General features: G+C 55.5%; 15 protein-coding genes and 1 tRNA gene. 6 read left to right on the forward strand and 10 right to left on the reverse strand.

Annotated features, from left to right (window positions below; all coding sequences use genetic code 11):
• The first annotated feature begins 164 nt into the window (after positions 1 to 164).
• Entirely contained in the window at positions 165 to 1,193 is a 1,029-nt protein-coding gene (gene mgrA, locus AB3X55_02435; GenBank protein MEX0502437.1) for an L-glyceraldehyde 3-phosphate reductase, read from the forward strand.
• Between the two features lie 19 nt (positions 1,194 to 1,212).
• Here mgrA and AB3X55_02440 read toward each other — a convergent pair whose 3' ends face one another.
• Positions 1,213 to 2,022, reverse strand: coding sequence for an enoyl-CoA hydratase/isomerase family protein (locus AB3X55_02440; protein ID MEX0502438.1), 810 nt, complete (start codon positions 2,020 to 2,022; stop codon positions 1,213 to 1,215).
• Between the two features lie 161 nt (positions 2,023 to 2,183).
• Here AB3X55_02440 and AB3X55_02445 point away from each other — a divergent pair, with 161 nt between their 5' ends.
• Positions 2,184 to 4,292, forward strand: a complete 2,109-nt coding sequence (locus tag AB3X55_02445; GenBank protein ID MEX0502439.1) for an acetate--CoA ligase family protein — start codon at positions 2,184 to 2,186, stop codon at positions 4,290 to 4,292.
• 49 nt (positions 4,293 to 4,341) lie between these two features.
• Here the strand turns inward: AB3X55_02445 and AB3X55_02450 are convergent, their stop codons facing one another.
• The 4 genes from AB3X55_02450 to AB3X55_02465 form a co-directional block, all read right to left on the reverse strand.
• Entirely contained in the window at positions 4,342 to 5,178 is an 837-nt protein-coding gene (locus AB3X55_02450; GenBank protein MEX0502440.1) for an ABC transporter permease, read from the reverse strand.
• 3 nt (positions 5,179 to 5,181) lie between these two features.
• Positions 5,182 to 6,069 carry an ABC transporter permease gene (locus tag AB3X55_02455; protein MEX0502441.1) on the reverse strand — a complete coding sequence of 296 codons (888 nt, stop codon included), beginning with the start codon at positions 6,067 to 6,069 and terminating at the stop codon, positions 5,182 to 5,184.
• Positions 6,056 to 7,150 carry an ABC transporter ATP-binding protein gene (locus AB3X55_02460; GenBank protein MEX0502442.1) on the reverse strand — a complete coding sequence of 365 codons (1,095 nt, stop codon included), beginning with the start codon at positions 7,148 to 7,150 and terminating at the stop codon, positions 6,056 to 6,058. Before AB3X55_02460 ends, AB3X55_02455 begins: the two co-directional genes overlap by 14 nt.
• 106 nt (positions 7,151 to 7,256) lie before the next feature.
• Complete coding sequence (locus AB3X55_02465; GenBank protein ID MEX0502443.1) at positions 7,257 to 8,318, reverse strand: polyamine ABC transporter substrate-binding protein; 1,062 nt, start codon at positions 8,316 to 8,318, stop codon at positions 7,257 to 7,259.
• A gap of 138 nt (positions 8,319 to 8,456) precedes the next feature.
• Here AB3X55_02465 and AB3X55_02470 point away from each other — a divergent pair, with 138 nt between their 5' ends.
• Both AB3X55_02470 and AB3X55_02475 read left to right on the forward strand, forming a co-directional pair.
• A complete protein-coding gene (locus AB3X55_02470; protein MEX0502444.1) occupies positions 8,457 to 9,803 on the forward strand; it encodes an NAD(P)/FAD-dependent oxidoreductase in 1,347 nt (448 codons plus the stop codon).
• A 10-nt stretch (positions 9,804 to 9,813) separates the two neighbouring features.
• Positions 9,814 to 11,070, forward strand: a complete 1,257-nt coding sequence (locus AB3X55_02475; GenBank protein MEX0502445.1) for an NAD(P)/FAD-dependent oxidoreductase — start codon at positions 9,814 to 9,816, stop codon at positions 11,068 to 11,070.
• Positions 11,071 to 11,174: 104 nt separating this feature from the next.
• Here AB3X55_02475 and AB3X55_02480 read toward each other — a convergent pair.
• Positions 11,175 to 11,264, reverse strand: a tRNA-Ser gene (locus tag AB3X55_02480).
• A 502-nt stretch (positions 11,265 to 11,766) separates the two neighbouring features.
• On the opposite strand from AB3X55_02480, the gene AB3X55_02485 reads away from it, so the two are divergent.
• Both AB3X55_02485 and AB3X55_02490 read left to right on the forward strand, forming a co-directional pair.
• Positions 11,767 to 12,150 carry a hypothetical protein gene (locus AB3X55_02485; GenBank protein MEX0502446.1) on the forward strand — a complete coding sequence of 128 codons (384 nt, stop codon included), beginning with the start codon at positions 11,767 to 11,769 and terminating at the stop codon, positions 12,148 to 12,150.
• A 551-nt stretch (positions 12,151 to 12,701) separates the two neighbouring features.
• Positions 12,702 to 13,055, forward strand: a complete 354-nt coding sequence (locus AB3X55_02490; GenBank protein MEX0502447.1) for a hypothetical protein — start codon at positions 12,702 to 12,704, stop codon at positions 13,053 to 13,055.
• Between the two features lie 359 nt (positions 13,056 to 13,414).
• Here the strand turns inward: AB3X55_02490 and AB3X55_02495 are convergent, their stop codons facing one another.
• From AB3X55_02495 to AB3X55_02510, 4 genes are all read right to left on the reverse strand, one after another.
• Positions 13,415 to 14,935, reverse strand: a complete 1,521-nt coding sequence (locus AB3X55_02495; protein ID MEX0502448.1) for a sulfatase — start codon at positions 14,933 to 14,935, stop codon at positions 13,415 to 13,417.
• Positions 14,936 to 15,015: 80 nt separating this feature from the next.
• Positions 15,016 to 16,020 (reverse strand): TRAP transporter substrate-binding protein, encoded by a 1,005-nt coding sequence (locus AB3X55_02500; protein ID MEX0502449.1) that lies wholly within the window; start codon positions 16,018 to 16,020, stop codon positions 15,016 to 15,018.
• Positions 16,021 to 16,045: 25 nt separating this feature from the next.
• Positions 16,046 to 17,332 (reverse strand): TRAP transporter large permease, encoded by a 1,287-nt coding sequence (locus AB3X55_02505; GenBank protein ID MEX0502450.1) that lies wholly within the window; start codon positions 17,330 to 17,332, stop codon positions 16,046 to 16,048.
• Positions 17,325 to 17,834: a TRAP transporter small permease gene (locus AB3X55_02510; protein ID MEX0502451.1), complete on the reverse strand. Its 510-nt coding sequence runs from the start codon at positions 17,832 to 17,834 to the stop codon at positions 17,325 to 17,327. Before AB3X55_02510 ends, AB3X55_02505 begins: the two co-directional genes overlap by 8 nt.
• Positions 17,835 to 17,874 lie beyond the last annotated feature (40 nt).

Here is a 17,874-nt window from a genome sequence, read left to right on the forward strand (position 1 = left end):
ACGCTTTCAGGCAGGGTTCAGCCGGCAGAATGTTGCCCGTTAAGGAAGGTAAGCCTCTGATCGGGATTTGTTTTCTTGATGGCTGATGGTCTATGATTATGTGTGTCGGGGTGGTGTGATGTCACCGTCCACCCGGAAATACGGACTTGGAAAAGAGAGGTTTGATCATGTGGCTTGCGGCTGAGACTCGTTACGACAGGATGCCCTATCGCCGGCTTGGAAGATCCGGTCTGAAATTGCCAGCCGTGTCCCTGGGGCTCTGGCATAATTTTGGGGGCGACACGCCGCATGACACAAAACAGGCCATCTGCCGCACCGCGTTTGACCTTGGCATCACACATTTTGATCTGGCGAATAATTACGGCCCTCCCTATGGCAGTGCCGAGACCGCATTCGGGGACATTCTGCGAACGGATTTCGCACCCTATCGTGACGAGATGATCATTTCGTCGAAAGCCGGCTATGACATGTGGCCGGGCCCCTATGGTGAATGGGGAAGCCGGAAATATCTGATCGCATCCTGTGACCAAAGCCTGAAGCGGATGGGGCTTGATTACGTCGACATTTTCTATTCGCACCGGTTGGATCCCCATACCCCTCTTGAAGAAACCATGGCGGCACTGGATCATATCGTGCGGTCGGGACGGGCGCTCTATGTGGGAATTTCGTCCTATAATTCTGAAAAAACCCGTCAGGCCGCTGCCATTCTCAATGATCTCGGAACGCCATGCCTGATCCACCAGCCAAGCTATAACATGTTGAACCGGTGGGTGGAGAGCGATGGTCTTCTGGATACACTGGATGAACTGGGCATCGGGTCTATCGCCTTTACCCCGCTTGCACAGGGGATGCTGACCGACAAATATCTGAAAGGGCAGCCAAAGGGCAGTCGCGCCACCCAGGGCAAATCATTTCTTCCCGAATTCCTGAATGAGGAGTCGTTGAAGAACATCAGAAAACTCAATGAGATTGCTGAACGTCGAGGGCAAACCCTTGCGCAGATGGCGATTGCCTGGGTTTTGCGGGGCAACGGCGTCACATCAGCTCTGATCGGTGCCTCAAAACCTGAACAGGTGATCGATTGTGTCGGCGCGGTGGACAATCTGGATTTCAGCGCGGCTGAACTGGCTGAAATCGACACATATGCCGTCGAATCTGGGATCAATCTGTGGGCAAGGTCGAGCGAAAGCTAGTCCAAACGGGTGCTGACGGTTACACGCGACTGTCCCGCCATGCCAGTGCTGCCTTCAGGCCCTGTTCGGTGCGAATGCGGTTGAACTCCACTCTTTCGGGTGACTCGTCAGCTTCGATACGAATGTCGGTTTCCAGTGCGTCGAGCAGGGCGGTTCGCATCTGCGCCAACTCATAGGCGCGGTGAATGGCGGCCTTGGTCATTTGCACCGAACGCGGGGCGGCACTGGCGATCTGGTGTGCCAGCTCCATTGCCGCATCCATCTCTTCACCATCTGCGACCACACGGTTCAGAATTCCCATCTCGAAGCACCGTTGTGCCGGAATCCGGTCATTGCCGGTCAACAACAGCTCCTTGGCCTGTTTGGGGCCGATCACATAGGGCGCAAGCATGGCCACAATGCCCGATCCAAACCGCACCTCCGGCTCTCCGAACAATGTGGTTTCCGCCGCAACGGCAAGGTCGCATGCCATCAGCAGTTCCATAGCGCCGCCAATGCAATAGCCATGCGCGGCTGCGATGGTCGGTTTTGGCGCGTTCCAGAACTGCATGATGAAATCGAAATCGTTGGTGAGAACCTCGCGCCATTCATCTTCACCACTGATCCCGCGGGCAGCGCTTTCTTTCATATCGAAGCCAGCAGAAAAACATCGGCCTTCGCCATGCACGATGATTGCCAGTACCGTGTCATCCTTCATGAAAGCGGTCATGGCCTTGTTTGTCGCCTCGATAAGTGCGCTGTTGAAGGCATTCATCACCTGGGGTCGGTTCAGGGTCAGGATTCCGATACGGCCATCAATGCGGGTGTTAACTGGGCTTTGATCTGACATCGAACGGATCCTTGTTTGGGCCTAGTGTCCGAGGCTAACAAGCCGCACGCAACAAGGGTATGTAAAATTTCGGCTGAGTGACGGATTCTGCGCAAAGGGTGCTGGACGAACGCCGTTTTATGAGCGTTTATGGTAGATAGAATTTCTGGTGTGGCGACGGCATGACACAACACCCTCTTGACCCTCTTCTTCGTCCCCGGTCAATCGCCTTTGTCGGCGCGTCAGACCGTCCGGACACCACCGGCGCGGCGATGCTGGCGATGTGCCGGATCGACGGCTTTGAGGGAAACATATATCCGGTAAATCCGCGCCTCACGGAACTTGACGGTGCGCCATGCTATCCCGATCTTGCCGCCCTGCCTGAAGTGCCGGACCATGTGGTCATCGGGGTCGCCAGCAGGTTTGTCGAGGCCATCCTTGATCAGGCGATTGAGCTTGGCATAAAGGCGGCAACCATCTTCGCCTCCTGCTATCTGGATGATGATGAAAACCCGGCCTTGCCAGCCCGTATTGCCGAAAAGGCCGTGGCGGCGGGCATGTCGCTCTGTGGTGCGAACTGTATGGGTTTCTATACACCGACTGTCGGCCTGCGGGTTGCCAGCGCCGCATCACCCGAAGGGTTGCAGAAGGGCGGCATCGCATGGGTTGCACAGTCTGGTTCGGCCTTTGGTGCGCTGTCGCATAACGACAGACGGCTTGGGTTTACGCTGGTGGTGTCCACCGGCATGGAACTTGTCACCACCCTTGTCGACTACATGGACTGGGCGTTGTATCAGCCAGAGACCAGGGTCATCGGTCTGTTTGTCGAAACAATCCGCGATCCTGCCGGATTTTTGCGCGTGCTTGCGGTTGCCCATGAGCGAGGAATTCCGGTGGTGGTGTTGAAGGTTGGCCGGACCGCAAAAAGTGCCCAGATGGCGGTTTCGCACACCGGGGCGATCGCCGGCAATGATGCGGTCTATGAGGCGGTGTTCAGGTCCTACGGTGTTCACCGTGTTGCGGATATGGACGAAATGGCGGCGACTCTGGCCATGTTCGAGTCCCCGCGCAAACCGGCGGGTGGGCATCTGGGTACAATTCATGATTCCGGCGGCGAACGCGAGCTGATTGTCGATATTGCCGAGGATTACGGCATTGAGTTTGCGACATTGGAGCCGGCCACCTGCACGGCGCTGGCGGCGCATCTTGAACCCGGATTGGTGGCCGAAAATCCGCTTGATGCCTATGGCACGCATAATGACCTTGAAAACCGGTTTTCGATGCTGATTTCCACCTTGGTCAATGACCCGAATGTCAGCCTCGGCCTGTTCATGTCAAACCCCCGAGACAACTACGCCTATGCGGAAAGCTACAGCAGGGCTGTGATGAACGCGGCACGAATGACCGACAAGCCGTTGGCGCTGGTGTCCAACTATTCGATGGCTGACGACAGGGATCTTGCCATCAGGCTGCGACAGGCAGGGGTACCGTTGCTGCGCGGGACACGAAACGCCTTGCTTGCCATACGCCATGTCATGAATGACAGAGATTATCGTGACCGCCATGCAAAAATATGTGCGGATGGCCCCCGCAGTGTGGAATTCGACGACAAGGTGGTAAAGCAGTGGCGCTCCCGCCTTGGTGGCAATCAGCCGCTTGCAGAATCGGAAGGCCTCGCGATGCTTGCCGATTTCGGGCTTGTCACGCCGGCGATGGCAAGGGTTGGTAATGTTCACGACCTTGACCCGGCGCTGCCAACACTCCGATTTCCGGTGGTTCTGAAAACCGCCGAGGACCATGCCCACAAAAGCGATGTTGGCGGTGTCATGCTCAATATCAGCACAGCGGATGAGGCAAGGGCTGCCTATCTGGACATGGCGGATCGACTGGGACCACGCGCTCTGGTGATGGAGATGGCACCATCCGGCATCGAACTTTCGCTTGGTGCCATCTATGACCCCGGTTTCGGTCCCGTAATGATCGTGTCAGCCGGTGGTGTGATGATCGAATTTCTGGCTGACAAGGTTGCCGCACTTGCACCAGTCGCGGCAGTTGAGGCACGGCATTTGATTGGAGAATTGCGTATTGCCGGGCTGTTTGCAGGATATCGCGGCCAGCCACCAGCCGACATGGAGGCTGTGGTGGCACAGATTGTTCGGTTTTCGCAAATGGTGGCTGCGCTTGACGATGCGATTTCCGAAATTGATATCAATCCATTGATCTGCAGCGCAGACGGGATCTTTGCCGTCGATTGTCTTGTGGTGCCAAACAGCCGGAACCAGTCCGGGTGAAGGCGCACATCACAGCTAGGCAGCATCGGTGAGGGGGCTGACGCCTCGGCTATTGGCTCTTGCTGCCCAGCATCTGCGAGACAATCAACAAGCCTGATGAAATGATGATGAGGATTGTCGAGATGGCTGCAATCGTTGGATCAATCTGATCACGCAATGCCAGAAACATGCTCCGCGTGATTGTCGAATTGTCACCACCCGAGACAAAGAGCGAGATGATGATCTCGTCAAACGACGTCAGAAATGAGATCAGCGATGCCGAGATCAGCGAAAACTTGATTTGTGGCAACGTGATTTCAACAAAGGCGCGGGGCCGACTGGCACCAAGAGAGCGGGCGACCTTTTCCTGGTTCATGTCGTAATTTTTCAGGGCTGACATGACGATGATCAGAACCAGCGGCATGGCCACAAGCGAATGGCCGAGAACCAGGCCGATGATGCTGTTTACCATCTTGAACTGGACATAAAAATAGAACAGTCCGATGGCAACAAGGATGATCGGTACCATCATTGGTGAGATCATGATCGGGAACAGAACCGCGCGAAGCCGTGAGGTGCTGTTGGCCAGGCCATAGGCGGCCAGAGTGCCGATCGGTGTCGCCACGAAAATCGTCAGGACGGCGACCAGCAGAGAGGTGCGCGTTGCGGCCATCCAGTCATTGAAGCCGTTTTCCACTTTCCACGAGAAGAAGTAGTTCTCATACCAGCGGAAAGACCAGTCTTTCGGCGGGAATTCCAGATACTGGCTGTCGGAAAATGACATCGGAATCACAATCAGCGACGGCACGATCAGCAGAAACAGCACAACCACCGAAAAGATGTATAGCCAAAGTCGGCTGCGAAGCTTGATCTGCGTGTCGGAGACCTGTCTGTCGAGAACACCCATGATCTAGCTCCGCTGGCCGAACTGATCCAGCGAGACCAGTTTTGATGCGATGTACAGTATCACCATGGTGACAACCAGCAGTACCACGCCAAGCGCACTTGCCGCACCCCAGCTGAAATAAAGCTCGATATTGCTGGAGATTTTCATTGCCGCCATGATGACCTTGCCACCACCGAGAACCGCTGGCGTGACATAGAAACCAAGGCACAGCACGAAAACAATCAGTAGTCCTGCGAGCAGGCCGGGGATGCTGAGTGGGAAAAACACCGTCCAGAAAGCACGTGTCGGTGTCGCACCAAGACTTGCAGCTGCCTTGACGCAATGCGGATCTATGGCTCGCATATTGGCATATAGCGGCAGGATCAGGAACGGCAGCATGATGTGCACCATGCCGATCAATGTCCCCGAGGTGTTGTGTACAAATTTGATCGGTTCGCTGATCAGGCCAAGATCAATGGCGATACTGTTTACCAGACCCTTTTTCTGCAGCAGGACCAGCCATGCATATGTCCGCACAAGTAGGCTTGTCCAGAATGGGATCAGTACGCCAATCATACAGATATTGGCCCATTTTCGAGGTATCTGTGACATGAAATATGCCAGCGGATAGCCAAGCAGCGCGCAGAACAATGTCGTCAGCATGCTGATTTTGAAGGTGGTCACAAAAATACGGATATAGGCCTTCGAATTCATCATCCGTTCGTAATTTTCGAACGAGAAGGATCCGTCTCTGCCGATAAAGGACAGGAAGAACAGCCAGCCAATCGGGATGATGATCATCGCCCCGACCAGAACCAGATAGGGCAGGGTCAGGCCGAAAAAGGTATAATGCTCGCGCCGCGCAAACTGGCTCAGCGCTGCTTCATTCACATTCTGTTCAAGCGCCGACATCTGCCTGTTCCACAAAATAGCTGTCGACAACCTTCAGACCGACGGTGATTTTCTCGCCAATGCCCGGCAATTCGTCCTGGGCCACGCTGCTGTTTGGCAGCCTCATGCGCAGTGATTGATCGCCATATGTCTTGGGGTCCAGTTTAATGACCATCAGCTGGCTTTCGCCCTGAAAGATCGAATCCTCGACCACACCTTGAAAATGATTGGTATCGCGGGCTTTGGTACCGGCAATGAACAGCTTTTCCGGGCGAATGACCAGCAGGAAATCGCCATCCTTTTCCAGTTTGCTGGCGACCTGCAATTTTGACGACCCGATGCTGGCAACGCCATTTTTGACTGTTGCCGGCAGCAAGCTTGATTCGCCGATAAAATCTGCGATGAAGGCGTTGTTCGGACTTTGATAAATCTGGTTGGGCGTACCAAGCTGCATCAATTGCCCGTCATTGATGACGGCAATTCTGTCCGACATCGTCAGCGCTTCTTTCTGGTCATGGGTCACATAGACAGTGGTCATGTTCAAGCTGTCGTGAAGCTGTCGCAGCTCGATCTGCATTTCCTCGCGCAGCTTCTTGTCGAGAGCGGACAAAGGCTCGTCCATCAGCAGGATTTTTGGCTTGAAAACGATGGCGCGTGCCAGCGCAACGCGCTGCCTCTGACCACCGGACAGTTCATCAACGCGGCGATGTCCAAGTCCGTCCAGTTTGACGGTGGCCAGCGCCTCGTCGACACTTTTTCGTGTATCTTCCTTGCTGACGCCGCGCAGCTTTTGGGGATAGCCGACATTTTCCGCCACGTTCATATGCGGGAACAGCGCATAGTTCTGGAACACCATACCAATGCCGCGCAGGTGAGGCGGCTTCAGGATGACTTCCTCGTCACCGAATTTGACACTGCCATAGTCAGGGCTGGTAAAGCCGGCAAGGACCATAAGCAACGTCGTCTTGCCCGACCCTGAAGGCCCCAGCAATGTCAGGAACTCCCCGGAAGTGACCTCAAGGCTCACATTCTTCAGCGCATAAAAGTCGCCATAGGTCTTCGTTACGTCGTGGATCGAAATGTTAAGTGAACTGTCTGTCATGGATCAAGGCACCGCCATGGAATGAATAGCGTCTATCGGCTGGAACAAAATTTTCGGAAACAAAAGGCTGTTGGAGGGTGATTGCCACCCTCCAACACAAGACGACCTATTCAGTCATCATTTCAGTATATTTCTCGGCAGCGATGGTTCTCCACTTGGCGTACCACTCTGTCCGCAGAGTCAACTGATGCTTGGCATTGTCCGGATGCGAAGGCATCTGAAGTGCCCGGGACTTTTCCATCAGGTTGAGTTCATAGACCTTCTTGTTGGTCGGTCCATAAGTGATGTATTTGGCGAACTCGGCCATATATTCAGGCTTCATCATCTCGGCGATATACTTCATCGCCAGATCCTTGTTCTTGGCCCCCTTTGGAATGCCGTAGCCTTCCCAGTCCATGATGCCTGTTTTCCAGTCATAGGACACTTTTGCGCCATCCTGCTTGGCGACATCAAAACGGCCATTCCAGCCTGTTGTCATGTCGACTTCGCCATCTTTCATCAGCTGTGCATGCTGCGCACCCGATGTCCACCAGACAGCGATGTGTGGCTTGATCGACCTGATCTTGTCGAGAGCGCGATCGATGCCTTCCTCACTGTCAAGCACCTTGTAGACGTCTTGCATCGGAACGCCGTCCGCAAGCAGGGCGGCTTCAAGCTGTGCATCCACCTTGGCGCGCATCGCGCGGGTACCGGGGAATTTTTCTACATCGAAAAAGTCGGCCCAGGACCGGGGACCATTGTCACCATAGGTGTCGGTGTTCCACGCGGCGACGACAGAGAAAATATCCGCGCCGGCACAATAATCGCTGTACATGCCCGGCAGATGGTTGCTGACGTCGATCACTGAGTAGTCAAGCTTTTCCAGGATGCCCTCGGCACCACCGGACGCACAGCCACCAGCGCCGCTGGAGAAAATGTCAAACTTGTCCGCGCCGGACTTGACCATAAGCTTGACGTCGGAAATGCCGCCGTAGGTATCTTCCTTTACATTGATACCCATAGCCTTGGCTGCAGGCTGGAAAATACCAACCGACTGGCCTTTCTGGTAGGCACCACCCCAGGACACAATGCGAAGTGTGTCCTCAGCGAGGCTTGCCGTCGACAGGCTGGCAAATCCCACTGCGGCAGCGGCGATGGCAACGGTCTTCATCTTGAACAGAGATCTCATCATTTTCTCCCCATCTCTTGTTGTTTAAGTTATCGTAAACATACAAATCGGTTATCGCCAAGGTTTCATTTGACGAAGACCGCTGGATCAGGGTTCTAATTAAGTTAGCCTTCAAGTGATCAGGTGCCAGGAACGATAATGTCGAGACATGTTGTACGGGCTGCAGGGGCGGCCAATTCCGGTGCAGGCAACGTCTATTGGCATGACGGCATCGCCGCGCTGTCTCCGACAAGCACCTTCCCCATGACCAAGGTTGATGTGGCGGTGATCGGCGCTGGATATACCGGTCTGCATGCCGCCATTGCGGCTGCGCGTGACGGTCGCACGACCCAGATCATCGATATGCATGAATTGGGCTGGGGGTGCAGCACGCGAAATGGAGGGCAGATAAGTCCAAGCATAAAGCCCTCGCTGGTTGCGCTTACTCGCCGCTATGGCGCCGACCGTGCCAGAGCGATCCGGAATGAGGGATACCGGTCACTGGAATGGGTTGGCTCATTTATCAAGTCCGAGGGGCTGGACTGTGACTATCAGCGTTGCGGCAGATTTCATGCCGCGCATACGCCTGCACATTTTGATGCCCTTGTCCGCGATACCGAGAGACTTGGCCGTGAGGAGGATGTGCCCTTTGAAGTGGTCTCCCGCGCCAACCAGCACACAGAGCTGGGAACAGACGCCTATTTTGGAGGTGTTGTGCTGAAACAGCATGCGTCGCTGGATCCGGCAAAATACTACAGCGGATTGCTTGATCTTGCGAAAAGGGCCGGTGTTGCGGTCACCGATAACTGTCCGGCCCTGAACATCGGGCGCGAGGGCAAAGCCTTTGTCGTGACCACGCCGCAAGGTGACATCAGGGCTGAAAATGTTGTGATCGCGACCAATGGATATACAACCGATCTGGTGCCGTGGCTTCAGCGACGGGTCATTCCGATCGGCACCTACATGATCGCAACCGATCCTCTGCCAAAAGCGCTCATTGACAAATTGTTTCCCACCGACCGTGTGGCCAGTGATACCTGCAAGGTCATCTATTACTACCGTCCGTCGCCGGATCGCAGCCGGATCCTGTTTGGTGGCCGGGTGTCGGCTGATGAAACGAATCCCGCGATCAGCGGTCCCAAGCTGCATCATGACATGTGCAGGATCTTTCCCGAGCTGAAAGATTACGGCTATACCCATTCATGGACAGGCAAGGTTGCCTTTACCTTCGACACACTGGCCCATCTTGGCCAGCATGCGGGGCTTTATTACGCAATGGGCTATTGTGGATCCGGAATCGGGATGGCCAGTTACCTTGGCATGCGTCTTGGCCAGCAACTTGTCGGCAACCCGGAAGGCGCGACAGCTTTCGACAATCTGCAATTTCCGACGCGGCCACTGTATTTCGGCAAGCCGTGGTTCTTGCCATCAGTGGTACGGTGGTATCGCTTCCGCGACCATTGGCAAATAAAACGCGCGGCGGACGACAACCGGGTGATGGCCTGACGTGGAAGCCATGCGACCGCCAGACCCGTCAACGCCGGTCATTGTTCTTGGCGCTGGCATCGTTGGAATCTGTACAGCGCTGTCTTTGCTGGAGCGCGGCGTGCCCGTCACGTTGATTGACCGTGGTGATCCCGGGCAGGCAACGTCCTATGGCAATGCGGGAGTCGTCTCGCCAGTCTCGTTCATCCCGCAATCATTACCGGGAATGTGGCAGACTATACCGAAGTTGATGATGGGCTATGCCCGCCCACTGTCCATTCATCCAAGATATGCCCTGAAGATGCTGTCCTGGGGCGCACGCTTCTTGCACCAGGGACAAGAGGATCGGGTCCGCGCGGCATCGGACGCGATGGCCAATCTCTGTGGACCCTCAATTGACCTTTTCAGAAAACATCTGAACGGGACCGGGCACGAGGGACTGCTTGTGGACACGATGTATCTACAGCTGTTTCGCGATGGCAGCAAACCGGCATTGGACTCACTTGATTACAGAATTCGGGCTGAGAAGGGCGCCGAGATGGAGGTTCTGGGCCAAGACGAGCTGTCACGGCTTGAGCCGGCTGTCAGTTCCGACTTCAAGGCGGGCATGCTGGTCAAGGGAACGGCGAGGGTGCGTTCGCCGGGCCGGCTGGCGACTGTCCTTGCGGACAAGGCGGCCAGAATGGGCGCCAGCTTCATCAAGGCCAATATCAGGCGTGTTCGACGGACCGAAACAGGCTGGATCATCCATTGCGAGGATGGCGATCATCGGGCAGACCGCATCGTGATGTGTCTGGGAGCCTGGAGTGCGGATTTGCTGCCGGACATCAGGTTCAAGGTTCCCCTGATATCAGAACGGGGCTATCACGCCGAGTTTGCGACACCTGGTATCGAGTTGAATAATTCGGTCATGGATGCGGATGCGAAATTCATTGCCAGCAGCATGGAAGGCGGGGTGCGTGTGGCAGGCCACGCTGAATTCGCACCGCCGGATGCGCCGCCCTCGAAACGCCGGGAAAAATTGTTTATTCGCCTTGCCAAGGCGACCTTTCCCGATCTGCAGACAGACAATGTGTCACTATGGACTGGATGCAGACCATCATTTCCCGACAGCCTGCCGATGATCGACAGGATTGAAGACCAACCGGGACTGTTCACCAATTTCGGCCATTCGCATTTTGGCCTGATGATGTCGCCGGCCTCTGGCGAATTGGTTGCGCAGCTTGTATGTGGTGATCGCCCGAATGTCAGCCTCAAAGGCTATTCGGCGAAACGTTTTGGACAATAGTCACCGCCTGGTGGCGTGGCGGATGTCATCTATCGGAACCAAGCCCTGAAAACAGGGACATGCATGGGGCACGCCATGCGTTGTAATGAACTGTAAAGAATGTATGGCGGAGAGAGAGGGATTCGAACCCTCGGTGGACTTGCGCCCACAACGGTTTTCGAGACCGCCCCGTTCAACCACTCCGGCACCTCTCCTTGGGGCGTGATGGTCGGGCCTGTCGAAAGCGCAGACGGTGCCAGACCAATGTCACAGCGCCTCGTCTAGCCGATTTGGAGGGCATAGGCAACAGTCCTGGTTAAAAAGATAACACGCCAAACGGTGCTAAATTGGTCAGGTCAATTGCCGGCCCAATAGTTGGTACAATTTCAGGTTAAATTTGCAGCATTATGGCCCTTTCAAAAGGCTGGTGCAAAAATTGCATCATCATTGGCAAATCATTGATCTGTTGTGCATCAGAGGCTGTGTTACACCTCCATTGTCTCGATTCCTCCGTTAGAGACTTTGCAAGGCCCTCTCGCACATCCCCAATCGAGAGGGCCTTTTTTTCTGTCTGCTCAGACACTCCGGGCGGATCTGGGTCTTCCTATGGATGGGGTGTACGGTAATGCTCGGTGGTGCGATGTCTTCACGCTGGCGATATGGGGAGGAATACGCTAGTCAGAACAGCGTGTCTGTTTTTGTGAATATGGTGCCCAAGTGAAGAAACATCTGTTCCTTGGCGTCCCGATAGTGGTGGCTGTCGTCGCCTATCTGGTGATGCAAATATCGGTGTCAAATGCGCCGGCCAGAATGATCACTGCAGAGGTCGTTCTTGTTAACAATTGTGAAGTGCCGGATCGCTATTTTGCGGTTGAGCAGGTGTCTACGGGGCGCCGGTTTCGATTTTCCGGCGACCGGGTCCAGCTGAAGATCAAAGAGGGCGAGCAGCTGACGCTGGCGCTGGATTCACGTTATGATCAGGTGGAGTATAGCGGGACAATGTTCAGGGCGGCGGCGTTCCAGCGGGTAACAGCAGATTGTTCGCTTGGTGAACGTCAAGATGGGGTTACCAGCGGTTTACGCGGGACGTTTGGCGGTTAGCGCGCGCCATCCTGTCCAGGCGCGGCCAGACCATTTGACCATATCTGAAGATGTGAGAAGAAGGCTGGCTCCCCGGGACGGGGTTCGATGCCTATCCGTGGCGCCATCCAGTAACTGATTCCAGCTATATCAATAGCTTAGCAAGCCGCCCTTACAGGTCAACTGTCAAAACCTTACCTGCAACCTTGCCTGAACCCTCGACCATGGTCCGAGTTCCAAGGCCCAAGCAAAAAGGTCCGTGGTCCACGGACCTTGAGCCGCGGATCTTGGACAGCATCTCGAGGTTCAAGCTTCGCGGCTCGTGCCTCTCGGTCGCCGAACTGGGGTTACTTGGGTTGGTTGCTAGATCTGAATCGAATTGGGTCGAGGGGGTGAGGCGTAGGTTCGGGGTGGCTGTTGCTCGGACCTTGGGAGGGTGATGGATGGGCAGAGGCGGAGTGGCTCAAAATCATCCCCCGAAACAAAGATGTAAATTAGTATGCCCCCAACATCCAATGTGAGTCCCCATCCTTCAACTCGGCTTTCAGTAATTATTAGCTAAGGCCTGGGACGTGGCCGATCTGATGCTGGCCTCAGATGGCGAATGTATGAAGGTGACGGGTTCACCGCAGGCATTTACTGCCAAACTCAGCCGCATCCCACGCGACGAATATGGCCCTGTCAGCACCTCCACTGATCTGTTGCAAAGATACTGGAACGCGGTCTTCTCAGGGGTTGCCGAAGGGTTTGACGGAGAAGTGAAGATCAGCCTGAACAGGCGCGCTGTTGAAGTCGCCTATTCCGGCGACACCGCCAACTGGGCAGAGGCTACACCGAGCGACACGCTCGCCGACCCTGCCACATGCATCGGCCTGTCCCCGCTCGACGCTTGGCAATTTCGCTTCTATGACGATGTATACGGGTAAGGCTCTATTGGACCGCTTCGATGCCACTGATGAAAAAGTGCTGCGTGAGGCACTCTATGCCTTCGGGCTCGAACGCGCAGGGCATGCGTCACGCGGACTTAGCAGAAGGCAAACCGCTCAACTTTGAAACGTGGTTCGAGACCATGCAGAAACGAAACCCAAACACCTTGGCCTATGTGTTCCGGGGGGGAATATATCGTCTCACCTAGTGTGTTTCAGGTGCGTTGCACCTATTGCCCATGTGCATACACATGGGCAGAGGAAGGCCACAAGGGGTTGAGCTTTGGGCAGATTTACGATCTTGAAGTCCATCGTGGGCATTATCATGTTCCGCTGCATACCACGGGACCGGTGTGATGTCACCCAGCGGTCTTCAGTCCGAATCTTTCAAACAACTCACCCGGCGCATCCTGCAGATGCAGTTCTTGTGTGATTGCTTGAAGGAAACGGCCCTCAATTTCTGAATTGCGGAAAGGGCTGTCCTGCCTAGGATCGGTCGATAGATCGTAAAGGCATGTGTTCGTATCAGCAAAACCGCCGCCCTGCATCGGCGGCCGTTTGGCATCCTTCAGGGCTGGGACCTTCAACAAGGGGACGCCTTTGGTGAAATTGAACCCGCGCACCAGTTCGGCGCGCTCCAACTCACGCACTTCAAACAGGCTGGTCGAATGCATTGGCATTAGCGTGTATTCGAAGATCGGTTTTTCCTCCATGTCGTCGGGGTACAGGAAATAGGAATAACGCCCATCCGTGGCGTTAATCGCGCCACCGAAGACGCCGTAGATTGCCAAGTCTCGGATGTTGTCGAACTCGTTGTGTAGCAACGGAAGCATCGAATTTCCGAGTGTGTGCTCACTAGGCTCAAGGCCGAAAATATCGAGCAGAGTCGGCGCCAAGTCGATCACTTGCGTCAAGGCGCTGACCCTGCCCCCCCGGCTTACGGAGGCCCGGGGATCGTGAATCATAAGTGGAATGTTGGCGATTTCGTTGAAGAAGGGCATCCGGAGTTTGCCCCACCAGTCATGCTCACCCAGCATGAAGCCATGATCGGTCGTTAGGACGACACAGGTGTCCGTCCACATGTCATGATCATCTAGATAGTCGATTAATCGGCCTAATTGCTGATCGCAAAAGGCAACGAGCGCCCCATAGTTGGCGCGGATTTCGGCGATTTCATCATTAGAATCGTCCGAAGAATTTCGATATTGTGGCCACGTGTAGATCGGTCCTGTGTAATTTGTCTGGAAATTTTCGCGAAAACTCTCCGGCGCGGCAAAAGGTTCGTGCGGGTCAAAGCACTCGAGCTGCAGAAACCAGTTATCCTCTCCACCGTTTACTTCCAGAAACTCAAGCGCGGCGTCGAAGCACTGGTGGACCGGAAAATCCTTGTCAGCTTTGAACCGGGTTTCGTTGACCATACCTTGAATGCGCTGGGGCGATCGGGCGCCACCGAACTGACGTTCGTGATAGGTCTCACGGAAACGCTCCATCGGCGGCTTAACCATGGCAACCCACGCGTCGCTCTCTTGCCCTCGGATAAAATCGTAGCTGTTGAAGCGGTTGTGATACGTTGCGCCGCCATCTTCAAAGTAGTGGTTATGGTCGGTTGTCAGATGGGTGTAGACTCCATTCTCGCGCATCTTGCAGACAAAGCTTTCATCGAATGGTTCCAGCGGCCCCCAACTGCGATGCATGAAATTAAGTCGGCCGGTATGCATGTCGCGGCGCGCCGGCATGCAAGGCATTGAACCGATGTAGTGATTGTCAAAGACCGCGCTCTTTTCTGCCAACCGGTCAAAGTTCGGCGTGTCAATTGAGCCGCCGTAGCATCCGAGTGCCGAGCGGTTTAGCGAGTCAAAAAGAACAAAAATTGTGCGCATGGAAACCTGTTTGAAACACGCTGTTAACTGGAAGTCACAGGGCCGGCAAGAGGCCGGCCCTGCGCGTTCTTGGTCGCAGCCTATTCGACAGCCGCGAAGTCGATTACGCTCTGGGCAAAGCCCTCGGGCCAGATCTCGCCATCGAATTTGGCCATGACGGATGCTTGCACCGAAGCACGAAAGGCGGCCTTTTCCTCGTCGGTCAACTCGACGACGGTCATGCCCTTGCCCTTCAGCTCTTCGACCAGATTGGCCTCCATTTCCATGCCGAGTTGCTGAGCATAGTCCATGGCCTCGTTCAGTGCCTTGATAACCCCGTCCTGATCCTCGGCCGACAGTTTCTGCCAGCTGGCGTCGTTGATAATAACGGGCGCGCTGGCGAGCTGGTGGTCGGTGCGGACAAGCGTATCCTGGACTTCATAGAACTTGTTGGCCCAGATCGTCGGCAGCGGGTTTTCCTGCCCGTCGACGACATTCTGGCTGAGCGCCTGGAACAGTTCTGGGAACGGTACGGGCGTCGGGTTGGCCCCCAGGCCCGAGACAACCGACAGCGCCATCGGGTTCGGAACTGCACGCAGCTTGACGCCTGCCATATCGGCCGGGCTGCGCGGTTGGATGCCGTTTAGTGTGACGTTGCGCACGCCCTGATAGCTGTTGCCGATGATGCGCAGACCAGCCTCGTCCAGCAGGCGTTTGTTCCATTCACCGCCAAACTCCGGGGCCGCGATCAGGCGCAAATGGTCGTCGTAGCTGTCGAAGAAATATCCTGCCAGGAATACCGAAAGTTCCGGAATGACATCGGACAGAATTGGATAGCTCGGCTTGCCCATGTCGATGGCACCGGTCAGAAGCTGGCTGAACATCTCGCGGTCGTTGCCCAGATGTCCGCTGTCGAACAACTCGATTGCTACCCTTCCGCCAGTGTACTCCGGCACCAGTTCGGCGAACCGGGCAAAGCCCATGCCGCGCGGCTGGTTCGGTTTGTCGACATAGCCGAGTTTCAGCGTGACGTCCTGAGCCGATGCCGGCAGCCAGGCCAAGGAGAGGGCCAACGCAGCCCCGATTGCGATTTTTTTCAGAAACATGTGTTCCTCCCTGTTTGTTTCCGCTTCAAAGCCCAAAGGCCTTTGGAATGGTCATGGTGATGGCAGGAAACAGCACCATCATCACGAGGCTGAAGATCAGAGGGATAAGGAATGGCGCCACTGCCAGCGACACTCGGCCGAGCTTCCATCCGGTGATGCCGCGCATCACGAAAAGCGAAAGCCCGATGGGTGGCGTGAACTGCCCCAGCATGATCGCAAAGACCACGCAGACGCCGAAATGGATCGGCTCGATACCGAACTGGTCGAGTGCAACCGGCGTTAGCATCGGTGCCAGGACAAGGATCAGGATGGCGTTTTCGATGATCGCACCCAGAACTAGCAGCAGGATAATGACGAAAAGGAAGAAGGCCCAAGGCGATGCAAAGGTTTCCGAGGTCCAGGCGGTGATTATCTGCGGCAGATGCGCGTCCGTCAGCACCCAACCCAGCAAAAGCCCGCATGCGATCAAGTAAAGAAGCCGCGACGTCTCGATCACTGACTCGTACATCACCGCGTAAAGCCCTTTCAGGTTGAGCCGCCGATAGATCACGAAGGATGTGAAGAGTATCCAAAGGACAGCCGCTGTTGCTGCTTCTGTCGCGCTGAAGACGCCAGAAAGCATGCCGCCAACGATCAAAACCGGGGTCATAAGCGCAGGCAGAGCGTTGAAAAAGGCCCGCGCCAGGGCGATCCAACCATCCCAACTGCGGTCGACATAGCCTTTGCGCCTGCCGATGATAAACACGTAAGTCATCAGGGCTGCGGAGATGAAGAACGCGGGCAGAATACCGCCCACGAACATCCCCGTGATCGACACGCCCGACGCCACGCCAAAGACCACCATCGGCAGGCTGGGAGGCAGGATGGGCCCGAGTGCGGACGAGGCCAGCGTCACCCCTACCGAGAAGTCGGGGTCGTAGCCCTTGCGCGTCATAGCCTTGTACTCGATTTCGCCCAGCCCCGCGACGTCAGCTAGGGCGGAGCCGGACATGCCAGAAAAGATCAGGCTGGAGGCGATGTTGACGTGCCCCAGTCCACCAGGGATGCGTCCGACGACCCGCAGGGCAAAATCGAAGATCTTGTCCGATATGCCCGAGGCGGTGGTGATCTTTCCAGCTAGCATGAACAGCGGGATCGCCAGCAGCGTGAAATTGGCCAGCGAAAATGAGATCTTCTGCGCCACAAGCGACAGGGGGATGCCCTCGATGAAGATGTAAAGCATCGAGATGAAGATGGCCGAAAAGGCAATTGGGAAGCCCAAAAACAGCATCAGGAGCTTTAGGGCGATGAGGTAAAGGATCAGGCTATCCATTCTCGCGCCCCATAAGGAATTTGACCCGCTCCCAGACGTGGCCCATCGTGTAGAGCACCATAATGGCCGAGGCGATTGGCGCGATGATGATGATGTTGCGGATAGGCCAGCGCAACGCTGGCAACTTGTCGAAGCGCATTGACTGATAGAGGTCCCAGCCAGACTTCACGAGCAGAACCAGCACCGCGAAGATAATGATGTCGTAGATCAGCCGGATGGCGGCGACCACGGGAGGCGGCGCCCATTCGTCCAGCATTTCGACACGCAGATGCGTGTCCTTCCGGTGCACGCCAATGGCGCCAATGAACACCATCCAGATCAACAGATACGCCGCCAGCTCTTCGGTCCAGGGAAGTGGCGCGTTCAGCACATAGCGGGTGACTACCTGTAGAACTGTCAGCGAGACAAAGACCAGTAGCAGACAGGCACCTATTATGAACTCGGGCATGCGACGCGGTATCGACGTGTCGATCAGTTGGCCGTGTAGGTTGTTATCATCCATTTGGCGGGCAAAATTCCAAATCAACAACGCAAGTCTATCA

Source organism: Alphaproteobacteria bacterium LSUCC0719 (genome assembly GCA_040839025.1).
GTDB lineage: Bacteria > Pseudomonadota > Alphaproteobacteria > Puniceispirillales > Puniceispirillaceae > UBA8309.

Coding starts and splice junctions, on each gene's coding strand:
- AB3X55_02510 (MEX0502451.1), bottom strand. CDS start 17,834: ATGGATGATAACAACCTACACGGCCAACTGATCGACACGTCGATACCG.
- AB3X55_02445 (MEX0502439.1), top strand. CDS start 2,184: ATGACACAACACCCTCTTGACCCTCTTCTTCGTCCCCGGTCAATCGCC.
- AB3X55_02455 (MEX0502441.1), bottom strand. CDS start 6,069: ATGTCGGCGCTTGAACAGAATGTGAATGAAGCAGCGCTGAGCCAGTTT.
- AB3X55_02450 (MEX0502440.1), bottom strand. CDS start 5,178: ATGGGTGTTCTCGACAGACAGGTCTCCGACACGCAGATCAAGCTTCGC.
- AB3X55_02460 (MEX0502442.1), bottom strand. CDS start 7,150: ATGACAGACAGTTCACTTAACATTTCGATCCACGACGTAACGAAGACC.
- AB3X55_02475 (MEX0502445.1), top strand. CDS start 9,814: ATGCGACCGCCAGACCCGTCAACGCCGGTCATTGTTCTTGGCGCTGGC.
- AB3X55_02505 (MEX0502450.1), bottom strand. CDS start 17,332: ATGGATAGCCTGATCCTTTACCTCATCGCCCTAAAGCTCCTGATGCTG.
- AB3X55_02495 (MEX0502448.1), bottom strand. CDS start 14,935: ATGCGCACAATTTTTGTTCTTTTTGACTCGCTAAACCGCTCGGCACTC.
- AB3X55_02470 (MEX0502444.1), top strand. CDS start 8,457: ATGTCGAGACATGTTGTACGGGCTGCAGGGGCGGCCAATTCCGGTGCA.
- AB3X55_02500 (MEX0502449.1), bottom strand. CDS start 16,020: ATGTTTCTGAAAAAAATCGCAATCGGGGCTGCGTTGGCCCTCTCCTTG.
- AB3X55_02465 (MEX0502443.1), bottom strand. CDS start 8,318: ATGAGATCTCTGTTCAAGATGAAGACCGTTGCCATCGCCGCTGCCGCA.
- AB3X55_02440 (MEX0502438.1), bottom strand. CDS start 2,022: ATGTCAGATCAAAGCCCAGTTAACACCCGCATTGATGGCCGTATCGGA.